Genomic DNA, 14,256 nt, shown 5'->3' on the forward strand with positions numbered 1-14,256 from the left:
TTTTATTTCAGGTAAACCTCAAGATGGCAACAGAAGAAAAAAAAGAGAAAACCGATTCAGAAAAAAAACCTGAACCGAAAAATGTTTCAGAACGTTTTGTTGCCCTTAAGCAGGCGATTGATCAGCTCAAAGAGACAGAAGAGAAAATAGCGCAAGCCATTACTTTCATGAAAGAAGCTCTGTCTGAGCCAGGAGGCTCACGCCTCAAAGACTTTTGGGATGCCAAACATCTTTGCTCCCCGCTTTTCAAAGAACAAATGAATCCGATCAAACGCAATCATCTATGGTCGGAGTACGCCGAACTCAACCAGGAAGCGCGTCGACTCAAAGAAATCATTGACGAGCAAACGGCTTTTTCGATTGAACAAATTGAACTTGCCATTGAAGCCCTAGAAGCCGATTTTGCGAAATATGATCAGCTGGTGGAAGAGCAGCCTCATTTGGAATTTCCAAAAAATACTCATAAGCTAATCAAAAAGCAGGAAGTGTATCAAACTCCTCAACGCGAATTGCACTTTCTCAAAACACTTGTCAGCCGTTTAGATGCTTTGCGAAAAGAAGCGATCGGAACGGATATGCGCATTAGCGTCAAAAACAAATTACTGAAACGTCTTTCAAAGCTTGGCGATCAAGTTTTTCCTCGTCGTAAAGAGCTTATCAAGGAAATCAGCGAACAATTTATCAAAGATGTTGAGCACTTTGTTACCCATCGATTTTCTGAAAAAGAGGGAGATAAACCAGTTCCCCCATTTGTGCTCCGTGACGAAATTAAAAGTTTTCAAGCCCTTGCAAAACTGCTCACTCTCAATACGCAAGCCTTTACTAAAACGCGCAAGATGCTCAGTGAATGCTGGGATCAAATCAAAGAAGTCGAAAAGGATCGAAAAAAAGAATACGAAGAGCGTTCGAAGGAGTTTGAAAAAAATAAAGAAGAATTTGCACCGAAGATTGAAGAGTTGAGAGCGTTTTGCGCAAACCCAGACAATCTCGTTAAGGAAAAAATTGTTGAACGAGTTTCTGCTCTGCAGAGCGAAATGCGTGCGATTGCGTTAGGTCGAGAAGATGTCAAAACGATGCGCGTGGAAATTCAGGAAATCCGCAAAGAGGCTCTGGATAAAATCCAGGAAAAAGTCGAAGCTCAAGAGAAAAAAGAGCGCGAACATATCGAGAATCTTAAGGCAGAACTGACCACAATCCTCGAAAATGAAGCGGCTTCGAGTTTAGAATCTCTTGTAGAAGCAGAAGGGCGCATGCTCGAAACCTTTGAAAGTTTAAAGCTCGCGATGGCTGAAAAACAAGTTTTTGAGCGGAACTTTTCTGATTTGCGAAGTTTTATTTTAGATAAGAAAGGGGAAAAAGCCGATACTCTAGATGCGCTGGAGAATCTTTTGGAAGAGCGGGAAGAACTCTTAAATCAGGTCAAACAGCAGGTCGAAGATTACCGGAAAGAAATGGGAGGGTCAGGCCTTGACTTTGAAAAGGCAATGACCTATCGTGAGCTTTATGATAGTGCCAAGATCCACCTCGATAAGGAAGTCGAAACTGTGGATCAATTAGAAGAAAAAATTGCAGAAAAAGAATCTTGATCTCCGTAAGCGCTTTTGATCTGGATCATACCTTAGTCCACTCCAACTGTAGTCTCCTTTTTTACCGTCATTTGATTAAAAAGGGGATCTTCCACCCATTGTCGTTTTTGCGGGCATTGGTTTACAAATCGCAGTATGAACTCTGCGGCATGCCACTGCAAGATCTGCACCACAAGGTTTTCCGTCGCTTTCTTCAAGGACAGTCCTTGCAGCGTATTGAAGACGAAGTTCGCAGTTTTTTAAAAGCTGATTTTTACCGCTACCTCTACATGCCGGCCTACTCTCGCCTGCGTCGCGCCCAACACGAAGGACATCACACTGTCATCATTTCGAATTCTCCCTCATTTTTAGTGCGCCCCATTGCCGACTACCTAGAAGTTACCGAGTGGTACAGCTCAGAATATCTTACTGATGAAAAGGGGACTCTCCAAGAAGTGGGGTCGATTCTCCTTGGTGATGGCAAGGCCACCTATTTGCAAAAAATCATTCGGAAACTCAAGACCAAGCGGGAAAAAGTCACAGCTTATTCTGATAGCATGATCGACCTTCCCTTCCTCTATGCAGCAGGGAAAGCGATTGTAGTGAACCCAAGCGGCAAGATGCGAAAAATTTCCGAGGAACAAGATTGGGAAGTGATTTAAGGATCGGCTTTTTCGGGGGAACCTTCGACCCCATTCACTTGGGGCATCTCAACTTAATGGTCGAACTTAAAGAAAAATGTCGCTTAGACCAAGTTCTTCTTTGCCCCGCACAACTCTCACCCACAAAACAAGATCGCCCAGCAACAGCTGAGAGCTTCCACCGGCTTGAAATGGTCAAGCTTGCTATCCAAGACATTCCATGGGCCGAAGTGACCGAAATTGAGATTGGGCGTCCACCTCCTTCGTATACCGTTGAAACCCTTGACCTCCTCATCAAACGAGAAGAGAAAGGAGTGCACTTTTTTTTAATCATGGCTGAAGATTCAGCCTATGAAATCGGGAGCTGGAAGAAGCCTGAAATCCTCTTGGAAATGGCTCCACCGCTCATCGGAACGCGTCATGGATTTGATGCGAGCCGCTTGGAAAAGCTGTCTCCAGCTATCAAATCAAAATTAGAAGAAGGGTGGATTCAAATTTCTGCTATGGACATTAGCAGCACCCGCCTCCGAGAGCGGCTTAAAAAGGGAGTATTCTGTGGGCATCTCATTCCCGCAAAAGTCCTAGACTACATATATGAAAATCGATTATATTATACTTCTTAAAACAAAGATTATTTAATTGTAGTTGATTGATGGAATCGGACCCTTCCGAACTGGTCAGAGAACTCGCTCAGGCGCTCTATACGAAGAAAGGTACTAACATTATTGCGCTCGACGTCCGAGGGGTCTCAGCCGTCACAGATTTTGTTTTAATTGCCGATGGAAACGTCGAAAGGCATGTGATTGCCCTAGCAAATGAGATCCAAGATCTCATGAAAAAGCAAGGGCGAAAAGCGGTTCATGTCGATGGCATGGGCACAGGCGATTGGATCGTTCTCGACTTTTTTGAGATTGTTATTCACCTATTTGTTCCCAAAATGCGGCAAAAATATCAGTTAGAAAGGCTCTGGGCTGATGGAGAAATCATCGATGTAGACTTTGATGTTTCCACTAGCGCAGTTGAAAAGAGGTAAGGCGAAAAATGAAGAAAAGACGTGTTGTCGTCACTGGAATGAGTGTGGTGTCCTGCTTCGGTCAGGAAGTAGACCATTTTTATGATTGTTTACTCCAAGGAAAAAGTGGGGTCCGCCCCATTACAGCCTTTCCTTGTGAAGACTATCCCACCCGTTTTGCAGCATCCGTCCAGGACTTTGAACCAGGCGATTACATCGACAAAAAGCAAGCTAGACGCGTCGATCCTTTCATTCGCTACACCATGGTTTCCGGAAAAAAAGCTCTCGAATCAGCTAACCTGAAGCAAGAAGATTTAGACCAGCTCGACAAGGCCCGTTGTGGAGTGCTCATTGGCTCTGGTATGGGAGGCATGAGCGTCTTTTTCGAAGGGAACAAGACTCTCTTTGACAAAGGCTTTAACCGCATCACCCCTTTCTTTGTACCTTACATCATCACCAACATGGGTGGAGCTCTCCTCGCAATTGACTTAGGCTTCACTGGACCGAACTACTCGATTTCGACAGCTTGTGCCACAGCAAACTATTGCATTGTCTCTGCGGCTCAACACATTCAAAGAGGGGATGCAGACCTCATCTTATGTGGAGGAACAGAAGCACCGATTAACCCTATCGGAGTTGCTGGTTTCGTTGTCATCAAAGCTCTTTCCGAGCGCAACGATGACATGGAAGGCGCTTCTCGTCCGTTTGATAAATCTCGAGACGGGTTTGTTATGGGGGAAGGATCAGGCGTTCTTGTGCTCGAAGAACTCGAACATGCAAAAAAGCGTGGCGCACCTATTTTGGCCGAGTATCTTGGTGGTGCCATTTCAACAGACGCTTATCATATGACAAGTCCGCGTGAAGACGGAGCAGGTGTTGCCGCTTGTATCCAAAACGCGATCGATGATGCCGGAATTGATAAAAACCGCATCAACTACATCAATGCACATGCGACAGCAACGAAAGCAGGGGATCTCTGCGAAATCCGCGCCATTCGCTCGGTCTTAGGCGACCATTGCAAAGATGTGAAGCTCAATGCAACGAAATCGATGACAGGCCACTGCCTCGGTGCAGCTGCAGGAATCGAAGCGGTTGCAACAGTCAAAGCGATTCAAACTGCAAAACTGCACCCCACCATTAACCTCAAAGATCCTGAAGAAGAACTCGGTGATATTGATCCGGTTCGCGACCATGCGATTGATTTTGATGTTGATGTTGCCATGTCCAACTCGTTTGGATTTGGAGGGCACAACTCTGTGATTTTACTAGCACCCTACGAGGAATGAAGAAAGAACATTGCTACGGGATTGTCCCACTCACTTATCGAGAAAACTACTGGGAAGTCTTCGTTGTATTGCATCTAAAAGGAAACTATTGGGGTTTCCCCAAAGGGCATGGTGAGCCCGGTGAATCGCCCAAACAAAGTGCTGAACGGGAGCTTAAAGAAGAGACATCTATGAGTGTCATCCGCTACTTGCCACACTCCTACCTAACCCATTCCTACAAATTCGAACGTGACGGTGAACTCATTGATAAACACGTTCAATACTACCTTGCCGAAGTGAATCCTAAATACTTAGTCGATTCTCCTGAGATCATCCAAGGAAAGTGGATTGCGCTGAAAGATCTTCTCGATCACGTCACATTTGAAGATGAAGCAAAACTCTTCACACAAGTTATTGAGACTTTAAATAATCTAAAATAGCTTTGGGTGTTTCAGGATCACTGAGGCACTTCAATTTCGAAATATCTTGAGGAAGTAACACCATCACTTGGTGATCAATACCAGCTTCTTCAAAAACATCACCTACAGCTACCCATCCTAGCTTAAGGTAAAACGAAATAGCGCTCACTTGCGCGTGCATTGCAGGTAAGTATGCGGAGTAGTGTTCTAAAGCCTCTTCTTGCATGGCTTCCATCAGCGCGCTAGCAAGACCTTTGCCGCGAAATTCCGACAGAGTTGCGATGCGTTCAAACTTCACGAAGCCCTTTTTGATGCGTATACGTCCCGTTGCAGCTGGCATATCCTCATAGAGAGCAAGGAAGTGAGTCGCCTCTTCTTCATAGGCGTCGATTTCATGCTCTTCTGGAACATCCATTCCTTCGATGAACACTTTGCGCCGAATGAGGAGACATTTCTCATAGTCTTCGGCAGATGAAACAATGCGAACTTCAATAGACATAAAAATCCATATGTAGACTTGTCTCTCTAGGGTAGAGATCAAATCGATTCTTGTCTAACTTTAGATACTCAGGACTTTACTACAAAGCCGGTTTACTGAGAGTTTGCGTGCTAACTCCGAGTTTTTGATTTCGCAAAGGATAAATATAAAAAAATAGCAGAGGATAAAAAAGAAAGAGGAAAAAACTTGGCCATGCTTTGCCCTGTTTCATGGAAATAGTCGAGCAGTTGAAAGGTTCCCACAGTTCCAAAAGCCAGTGCTAATAGTGTACATAAACACTTCCGGAAGATAGGGGATTTTATCGATAGGTCGATGATTTTTAAACAGATTGGTAAAACAGTTTTATATGTCAAAAAACAAACCAAAGCAATGAATCCAACTGCTGTCGTCAGCTTCAGGAAGATAGACACTGTAAAACCTCAACCATTTTGAACCTTTTTAGAGATAGTAGAACTACGATTTGACGTACATTATGTGAATTGTGCAAGTTTTTTTCCAGGTATAGGTGGACAGGGCCCACCTTGATTTCATTGCAAAAAAATACTTGCTTAGGGATAAAACTCAAACTTTTGAATTTTCTTGAGCATAAAAAAGAACCCAATCTTTTTGGGTTCTTCCTAGGATACAGACCAACTCGATTGTTGTGAAGTGCTTAACCACCTACCATGTAGTTGTTCGCAACTTTTGTCGATTGCTCAGACTCTTGAGTAGGTGTTTGCGGTGCAATCTGTCTTCCAAGAGTTTTTTGAAGAACTTCTTCAAAAGTCTTGTCTGATTCCCATTTTGTCACTGGCTGATAATGAACATCCAAAAACGCAACAATTTTCTCTTTTGTTGCATATCCGGCATCATCTAGTTTGGCGCCTTTTGCCTTATCCGATTTGCCAGCCTCATGAGACCTATGAGTCCCATCTGATGATTTGATTCTAAAGTCACTCATTACCTCACCTCCTATGGTGATATTGCTTACCAAAAAAGTTAAGTATCCATCTTTAATGGATCTCTTTTGGCAAATCAAATATTTTATTTTTTCTTGAATTGCTCAGCCTTTTTGGTGCGCATTTCAGGTGGTGTGGACTTGTCTTCTTCTTGCGTATGGATCATATCGCGAAACTTGCGTGACACACTCCTTAATATTTCGGGAATGGTCCGCTTCGAATTTGAACTTTCACCATCAACTCTTTTTGACATAAGCATCTCAAAATCTATTAAGCTGTTCTAAATTTTATTATATAAAACGGCGATTAATTTGCCAATCTAATAATAATTAATTTAATTTTATAATTAGTTGCAATAAAGAGGTTTATATTTCAAACCGCTCAGAGTGGTAAATGTTTATTTGAATGAAGGAGCGGTAGGAGGGAGTTGAAGGTTTCAGAGGGACCTGCTAGAATTATCTTTTTACACCAAATAGTGTGCTATGCCCCGTTTCTTCTACCTTTTATCGAGCTTTGTACTGCGTCTCATTTTGAGCTTGCGGTATCGCATTGAAGTTAAGAACCTTAAAGGATTATTGAATCCTAAGGCTTTGAAGAAAGGGGGAATACTGTTCTTGCCGAACCATCCTGCTGAGATCGATCCTTTGGTGATGAACGCGCTATTGCTGGGGAAGTTTCAACCACGGCCTCTAGTCATTGAGCACTTTTACTACATGCAAGGTGCCCATCTCTTTATGAAATGGGTCAATGCTCTGCCAATGCCAAACTTTGAAATGTCGGCCAATACTTGGAAGATCAAAGAAGTCGAAAAGGCGATGCAAAAGGTGCAAAAGGCGATCAAGAGAGGGGATAACTTTTTGGTTTATCCCTCTGGTCACTTGAAGGCAGATGGACGTGAAATTGTTGGGGGTAATTCATTTGTCCACCGCATTTTGGAACTTTGCCCTGATGTGCAAATTGTTCTTGTCCGCACAACAGGTCTATGGGGCAGCACGTTTTCACGCGCTGTGACGGGCCAGTCGCCTGACTTTTGGAAAATGCTCATGCATGGACTCAAAGTCATTTTAAAGAATGGGATTTTCTTTGCGCCTAGGCGCAAGGTCAGTGTTGAATTTTCGCTTCCGCCAAACGATTTTCCCTATAAGGGCAGCCGTCTTGAAATCAATCGATATTTGGAAAATTGGTACAACCGCTACCGGGATGATGCGGGTTACATTACAGATCGTGAGCCGTTAAGACTTGTCTCTTTTAGTCACTTTTCAAAAGATGTCCCTATTGTCACGCGGCCTGAAAAAAGGGAAAGACGAAGCGAGCCCATTGATGTTCCAGACAACATTCGCAAAGATGTTTATGAGGAGTTGGCGCGGCTTTCTGGGCGGATGGAAAATGATTTAAAAGATGACTTGGAACTTGCAACAGACCTGGGATTAGACTCCCTAGATTATGCGAGTATTCAGGCCTTTTTAGATGAGCGATATGATGTCGATTCAATTGTTCCAGAAAAGATGCGCACAGTTGCCGACCTTTTTGAACTGATTGTTGAAGGGAAGGTCAAGGGCAAATCCATTGATGTGGCTAATAAAGAGAAGTACGAGTGGCCAAAAGAAAAGTTTCGCGCTTCTGTTCGGTATCCGAAAGGGGAGACGTTGCAAGAGGTATTTTTAAACACGTGCGATCGTATGAAAAAAGCTGTGGCTTGTGGCGACGAAGTGTCTAAGTTTTTAACTTATCGACGCCTGAAGACTGGGGTTCTTGTGTTAGCGCGCAAGTTTCAACAGTTGCCTGATCCGTACATTGGAGTTTTATTGCCTTCCTCTGTTGGCGCCTTTGTGGTCATTCTCGCCGTTTTGATAGCGGGAAAGGTGCCTGTGATTTTGAATTGGACCGCAGGTGCGCGTAGTTTAAACTTTGCCGATGAGCTGCTGAATCTCAAAACTGTTTTTAGCTCGCGCCGTTTTTTAGAGCGGGTCGATAGCTTAGAGCTTGGCTCTCTTGAAGATAAGGTGATTGTTTTAGAAGAGTTCAGAAAAGAGATCTCTCTGAAAGATAAATTGAAAGGGGCATGGCTTGCGCGGAAAAGTGCGCGTGCTTTGAGGAGAATTTTTCGTCTCAGTCGCGTGAAACCAGAAGATCCTGCGGTGATCCTTTTCACTAGCGGAACGGAAACCTATCCTAAGGCTGTTCCTCTGACGCATCACAACTTGATTGCCAATCAAAAGTCCGCCTTAAGCGTGGTGAAGATCAACCGGGATGACATCTTGCTTGGCATCTTGCCGCCGTTTCATTCATTTGGGTTTTCAGTGACAGGACTATTGCCATTACTCACGGGTTTGCGCGTCTTTTTCTCGCCTGATCCAACAGACAGTCATGCGATGGCGCGCGATTGTTACCTGCGTGATATCACTCTTTTGTGTTGCGCGCCGAGTTTCTATCGTAATTTGTTTCGCGTCGCAACGCCTAGACAGCTTAAAACAGTACGGATGTTTGTGACAGGGGCAGAAAAAGCTCCTAAAGAGCTTTTTGACTCCGTGGCGAAGCTTGAAGGCGATCGGGTTTTGATTGAAGGGTATGGCATCACGGAATGTTCTCCCATTGTGACTCTTTGCCCTCCTGAAGAACCCGCGAAAGGAGTTGGCAAACCTTTACCAGGTGTGGAACTCTGTGTGATCCATCCTGAAACGGAGGAAAGGCTATCTGGTCAGGAGCAGGGAGAGATCTGCATTAAAGGGCCGAATGTTTTTGGCGGGTATATGGGCAAGGATGTTCCCAATCCGTTTATTGAATTTGACGGGGAAAAGTGGTATCGTAGTGGCGATTTAGGAACTCTCGACCCAGAGGGAGCTCTTCTCTATAGTGGCCGGATGAAGCGGTTTGTGAAAATCGGAGCTGAAATGGTCAGCTTGACGGCCCTTGAAGAGGAACTGTCCAAGCACGCGAAAGCGAAAGGATGGATTTCTCAAGAAGAGGAAGCACCTCAACTGGCTATTGGAGTTTTTGAAAAAGAAAGTGGGAAGCCACTCCTTGTCTTGTTTGCAACGTTTGCAGCCTCTCCCCAAGAAGTGAATAGCGCACTTCGTGATTCGGGGTTTGGGCGGATTGTCAAAATTCAAGGAGTCAAGCAGGTTCCTGAAATTCCGATGACAGGAACTGGCAAAGTCCACTTCCGCAAGATCAATGAGATGTTAAAAAGCGAGCAATGACGTTAAATATTTACAACACCGAGACGCGAGAAAAGGAACCGATCACCCTCGCCCCCCATAAACATGAAATCGCCCTCTATACATGTGGCCCCACTGTTTATAACTTTGCCCACATTGGGAACTTTCGCACTTACGTTTTTGAAGATTTGTTCAGGCGTGCCCTTGAGTTTTTTGGCCTGAAAGTTAAACAGGTGATGAACCTAACTGATGTTGACGATAAGACGATCAAAGGAGCGCTTGAAAGAGGTGTTTCCCTAGATGAGTTTACGCAGTTTTACAAAAAGGCGTTTTTCGACGATCTGAAAACACTGAGTATTCAAAAAGCGCACCTCTACCCTTCAGCAGTCGATTACATTCCTCAAATGATTGCGATGATTGGGCATCTCATAGAAAAAGGACTGGCTTACCACGGGAAAGAAGGGAGCGTTTACTTTAGCATTCATCACTTTCCTGCGTATGGGAAACTTTCTCACCTTTGCATGGAAGACTTAAAAGCTGGAGCGTCAGAGCGGGTGACAACTGATGAGTATGAAAAAGAATCAGTTGCCGATTTTGTCCTGTGGAAAGGGTACGATCCCGAGCGCGATGGTGACATCTATTGGGAAAGTCCCTTTGGAAAAGGGCGCCCAGGTTGGCATATCGAATGTTCAGCCATGGCAACAGAGCTTCTGGGGAAAACGATTGACATTCACATGGGTGGAGTGGATAACATCTTCCCGCATCATGAAAACGAAATTGCCCAATCAGAAGGGTGCAGTGGCAAAACATTTTCACGCTACTGGGTCCATGCAGAGCACCTGATTGTCAATGGAAAGAAGATGTCGAAGAGTTTAGGAAATTTTTTCACTTTGCGCGATCTAATCGACAAAGGCTATAGCGGAACAGAAGTCCGCTACCTTCTTCTCAGCACCCACTATCGAACGCAGCTCAATTTTACTCTTGAGGGACTCAACGCAGCCCGTCAATCATTGCAGCGGTTAGAAGACTTTGTCCATCGACTCAAACAAGTGCAACAAGGAAAGGGGACATCAACTCAAACTGAGGAAACGCAGACCCGTTTCAAAGCGGCATTGGCCGATGATCTCAATATTTCAGTGGCCCTCGCAGCGCTCTTTGACTTTGTCCGTCATGTCAATGGGGAAATTGATCGCAGTGAGCTCAGCCAAGAAGGAGCAAACCAAGTTTTGGCCTTTTTGAAAGAAATCGACCATGTTCTTGGAGTGATTCCCTTTGAAGAAAAAAAAGAAGAAATCCCGACAGACATCCAAGAAGCTTTTGCCAGACGACAAGAAGCACGAGCGGAAAAAAACTGGGCAGATGCAGACAAAGAGCGGGATTACATTCTGTCAAAAGGCTACCTTATCGAAGATAGCCCAACAGGTTCAAGAGTCAAGAAAGCATGATCACATTACAGCTCTGTGTCGATTGTCGTATCTGTGAAAATGACGAAACCACCAACATTGATCGCACTCACACTAAAACTCGAGATTCCACCTCCGACAATCCCAGTGCAGTTTGTTAAGCTTCCTTAGACATTTTAATCTCTGCATAAAGCGTCTCCTGTCATATTTTCTGGTTTAGAAAAGAGAGGCTTTAGATAGTGTCGTCACAAGTTGGTCCATCCTTAAACGACTCCTGGAAAAAATTTCGTTACTATCTAGATTAAAAGCGTTTTTCGACTTTGACTTTTCCATTTTGGACAAACAAGTTATCAAAAATATCAGCTTTGTAACCAAGTTCTATGATCCAATGATCATCTGTTCTAAACACAAGTTCGCCACCTAATGTCATTTGATTCGTTGTGTCATGAAAGCTCTTAACGCTAAAATCAGATTCACAAGTGACTTGTTTGTAAAATTTTGAACGGTAGCTTCCAGAAGAAAGGGGGATGTTTGCAATCCAACCAATTTGAAATGTCGGAGTCACACACAATCCTTGCATGTAAAAATCTCTTAGAAACTTAAAAATCACGGTTGGTTGTAAAAAAGCAGAGTATTTGCTGTCTACAGCAAGATTGATACTATTGGCACCTGACTCTGTATAGCTATTTTCAAAGATGTTCAAGTAGGAGATGCTTGCTTCTGGCAAGAAAAAGAAATACTCGAAATTTCCACCAGTTGGAACACGAAACTTGTACCCTCCATCAAGTCTTGTCAGAATGTCATAACTATGATGTTTGTTATAGGCTGTTCTTCTCAAGTTCTGAAAATGGATTTTTCGACTGATGTTGTAGAGGTTATAAGAACCCAATAAAAGGAGGTTTAAATAGCCATTACTTTTACTCCAGCCGATAGAGGGGCCAAAGTAAATGGAGTTCCAATGTCCGCCTCCTCTATTTCTATTCCAATCGATGTGAGAATAGGTGTAGCCAACTCCGCCACCTACATGAAGTTGGTCAAGGAAAAGATGACTTGCTCCAAGTCCAACACCAGTAGAATACGTACTAAAACCAATTTGACGATTTGCCCAGCTACTTTGTTTATGAAGGCTATCTTGTTGGTAGTAATTTCCTATGGGTGCAATCCAGATAGAGGTTTTCTTTCTTGTTAGAGAGCAATCCTTTTGATCTGTTGTTTCATTAAAGCAAGGATCACACCAAAAAAACTTTTCTGTATTTCCTACTATGACATCACCGACAAGTCGATGGCTTTGAAGGTTGGCTAAGGGGAGAGCTCCAAACTGAACTGGGCTTAGCTTCACAAGGTCTTCCGCAAATGCATTGGGTCCAACATTTACAAGAGTATTCATGACAGCTAATAAATCGGGATTAGAGGGGAAAAAGCCTCTGCAGAATAAGTAGTCAGCGACAGCTCTCGGATTTCCTTTCAGTAGTCTTTTAGGGAAGGGAAGAATCGCGTTACTGTTAAGATTGATTAATTCTGCAAAGGTCGCTTCATAGTTGATAGCCAAGTCTAAAGATGAGTTGTTATCTAAAGTAAGGCTTCCAATTCTTCCAAAATAATTCATAAATCTAAATCGAGCATCATTTGAATAGACTCCAGGTCCTGCGGTGACGGTGACAGCTCCACCAAGGTTTGCAGTCCCAAGCACATTCAAGAGATCAGAACTTCCGTCAGCGCTGAGTTCAATCTCTAAGTTGGCCCCGGGATTTTGCATATAATTTCCATTGACTGTGAGGGTTCCAATAGAGTTTCCTGGACTCACTATTCCAGAGCTAGTAGTTGGCCCTACGCTTCCTGTGCCTTTAAGAAGGGCTCCACCAGTCAAGATTGTTGGACTCGAGACTGTTCCTGACACAGCAAGGATGGTTCCTGGATTTACAGTCGTTGTGGTGCCACCAATACTGCCAGCAATGCTAATGCTGAGGGTTCCACCATTGACTGTTGTTGTTCCCCCATAGGTATTGGCTCCCGATAAAATCGCAGTTCCAGTTCCTTGTTTGACAATGTTTCCTAAGTCACTGATCACACCAGCAAAGTTTTGTGGATCTGTATTATCCGTTCCAAACGTTAACGTATTACTGCCCAATGGAATTTGACTGCCTGTGTCACCTGATAAATCCTGAATAGTAGGATTCGTGCTACCTGTTAAATCAAAAGTCGTTCCAGCTGATAATTGAACAGCTTGTGATGCTGAGAGCGAACCTGTACCGCTAAGAGCGAGAGTTCCTTGACTGATGATGGTTGCTCCTGGATAAGTGTTGGTTCCTGTTAATTCTAAGGTTCCAAGGCCAGTTTTTGTGAGTCCTGCACCTGCTGATTCAATCGTACTGTTAATCCGCATATCAGTTGTAGCTGTCCCATTGTCGATATCAAAATTGACTGTGCCAGAACCAGGAAGGGTGAGAGTTCCACTCATTTGAGCAGTTCCATTGTTAGTTGCATCAAATTTAACTGTGGAACCTGGGGTGCCGATTTTCAAGCCTCCATCTATAATGGTGTCACGCATTGTCAAAGGATTTTCGGGGTGATCGCATGTGAGGACACTTGCTCCTGATTGCGAGAGGGTTCCACCAAGATAGTTGAAAATAGCGGTTTCCTGTGTAAAGGGACCCAAATCAAACGTACCAGACTCTATTTGTATCGTATTTCCAGAAGTCTTTTGGGCATCTTGAACATATATTAAAGTTCCGCCATTCACAATTATATTTCCATCGAGCGATGTTGATCCTGTCGTGTTGAGTCGAAGTATTCCGTCTGTTACGATGGCGCCTCGATTAGGGTTTCTGCCAGGTGCTTGAATCTCCATGGTTCCACCTCCACTCTTAGTAAAGGCTTTGTTAGAATGCATGAATCCAGTTATCAGTAGGTCTACTGGTTCGCTCCCTATGACAGTAAAATCAGGTTGCATGTTAAAATAGTCAATTTCACAAGCAATAACAGTTTGGCTTCCATTTGCATTCTGAACATTTACAATTGGGTCGCTACCACCGTTATCTAAAATGAGGGTTTGGTCGTTAGTCCCAAATGTTAGTGTAGTAGGTGGATTCGGGGTGAGGTCAACGTTAAGAGTTCCAAGTGTAATCGTTTCATCTAAGTTGATATTTACGGTTGTGTCGAAAGCGCTATCAAACGTTGCTCCGTCAGCAATATTATTTGGAACGACTGCACCGACCCAATTATTTGTGTTAGTCCAATCTCCTGTGCTGGTTGTTGCCCACGTCCCATTAGCTGCATATAGACTTAGGTTTAGACTTAGGAGACTAATAAGAACCCACTTTTGCATCTGGTATTTTCCGTTAGATTGTTTCTAAATG

The 14,256-nt window shown here is 43.8% G+C and carries 12 protein-coding genes; 8 read left to right on the forward strand and 4 right to left on the reverse strand.

Translation table 11 applies throughout. The features are described 5' to 3' along the window. Positions 1-23: 23 nt before the first annotated feature. From ACOOFG_RS03830 to ACOOFG_RS03855, 6 genes are read left to right on the forward strand one after another with little or no spacing between them, the layout of a single operon-like run. The gene (locus tag ACOOFG_RS03830) at positions 24-1,586 is read left to right on the forward strand and encodes a hypothetical protein (RefSeq protein ID WP_420422321.1); all 1,563 of its coding nucleotides are present in this window, start codon (positions 24-26) and stop codon (positions 1,584-1,586) included. Further along, on the forward strand, positions 1,583-2,227 hold the full coding sequence (locus tag ACOOFG_RS03835) for an HAD family hydrolase (RefSeq protein ID WP_420422322.1): 645 nt from the start codon (positions 1,583-1,585) through the stop codon (positions 2,225-2,227). Before ACOOFG_RS03830 ends, ACOOFG_RS03835 begins: the two co-directional genes overlap by 4 nt. After that, a complete protein-coding gene (nadD, locus tag ACOOFG_RS03840) occupies positions 2,212-2,829 on the forward strand; it encodes a nicotinate (nicotinamide) nucleotide adenylyltransferase (RefSeq protein ID WP_420422323.1) in 618 nt (205 codons plus the stop codon). The genes ACOOFG_RS03835 and nadD overlap by 16 nt, the downstream gene beginning before the upstream one ends. A 29-nt stretch (positions 2,830-2,858) precedes the next feature. Beyond that, a complete protein-coding gene (rsfS, locus tag ACOOFG_RS03845; protein WP_420422324.1) occupies positions 2,859-3,239 on the forward strand; it encodes a ribosome silencing factor in 381 nt (126 codons plus the stop codon). Between the two features lie 8 nt (positions 3,240-3,247). After that, positions 3,248-4,504 carry a beta-ketoacyl-ACP synthase II gene (gene fabF, locus ACOOFG_RS03850; protein ID WP_420422325.1) on the forward strand — a complete coding sequence of 419 codons (1,257 nt, stop codon included), beginning with the start codon at positions 3,248-3,250 and terminating at the stop codon, positions 4,502-4,504. Then, complete coding sequence (locus ACOOFG_RS03855; RefSeq protein WP_420422326.1) at positions 4,501-4,923, forward strand: bis(5'-nucleosyl)-tetraphosphatase; 423 nt, start codon at positions 4,501-4,503, stop codon at positions 4,921-4,923. The genes fabF and ACOOFG_RS03855 overlap by 4 nt, the downstream gene beginning before the upstream one ends. Here the strand turns inward: ACOOFG_RS03855 and ACOOFG_RS03860 are convergent. From ACOOFG_RS03860 to ACOOFG_RS03870, 3 genes are all read right to left on the reverse strand, one after another. After that, positions 4,895-5,401, reverse strand: coding sequence for a GNAT family N-acetyltransferase (locus ACOOFG_RS03860; protein ID WP_420422327.1), 507 nt, complete (start codon positions 5,399-5,401; stop codon positions 4,895-4,897). The genes ACOOFG_RS03855 and ACOOFG_RS03860 overlap by 29 nt on opposite strands. Positions 5,402-6,053: 652 nt before the next feature. Then, positions 6,054-6,341 (reverse strand): hypothetical protein, encoded by a 288-nt coding sequence (locus ACOOFG_RS03865; RefSeq protein ID WP_420422328.1) that lies wholly within the window; start codon positions 6,339-6,341, stop codon positions 6,054-6,056. A gap of 83 nt (positions 6,342-6,424) precedes the next feature. Then, a complete protein-coding gene (locus tag ACOOFG_RS03870) occupies positions 6,425-6,592 on the reverse strand; it encodes a hypothetical protein (protein WP_420422329.1) in 168 nt (55 codons plus the stop codon). Between the two features lie 361 nt (positions 6,593-6,953). On the opposite strand from ACOOFG_RS03870, the gene ACOOFG_RS03875 reads away from it, so the two are divergent. Together ACOOFG_RS03875 and cysS are read left to right on the forward strand one after the other, a co-directional pair. Continuing rightward, positions 6,954-9,539, forward strand: coding sequence for an AMP-binding protein (locus ACOOFG_RS03875; protein ID WP_420422330.1), 2,586 nt, complete (start codon positions 6,954-6,956; stop codon positions 9,537-9,539). After that, on the forward strand, positions 9,536-10,942 hold the full coding sequence (gene cysS / locus ACOOFG_RS03880) for a cysteine--tRNA ligase (RefSeq protein WP_420422331.1): 1,407 nt from the start codon (positions 9,536-9,538) through the stop codon (positions 10,940-10,942). The genes ACOOFG_RS03875 and cysS overlap by 4 nt, the downstream gene beginning before the upstream one ends. A gap of 259 nt (positions 10,943-11,201) precedes the next feature. On the opposite strand, the gene ACOOFG_RS03885 is transcribed toward cysS, so the two are convergent. Further along, positions 11,202-14,225, reverse strand: coding sequence for an autotransporter outer membrane beta-barrel domain-containing protein (locus ACOOFG_RS03885; protein WP_420422332.1), 3,024 nt, complete (start codon positions 14,223-14,225; stop codon positions 11,202-11,204). Positions 14,226-14,256: the final 31 nt, after the last annotated feature.

Source organism: Simkania sp., assembly GCF_965215465.1.
GTDB lineage: Bacteria > Chlamydiota > Chlamydiia > Chlamydiales > Simkaniaceae > Simkania.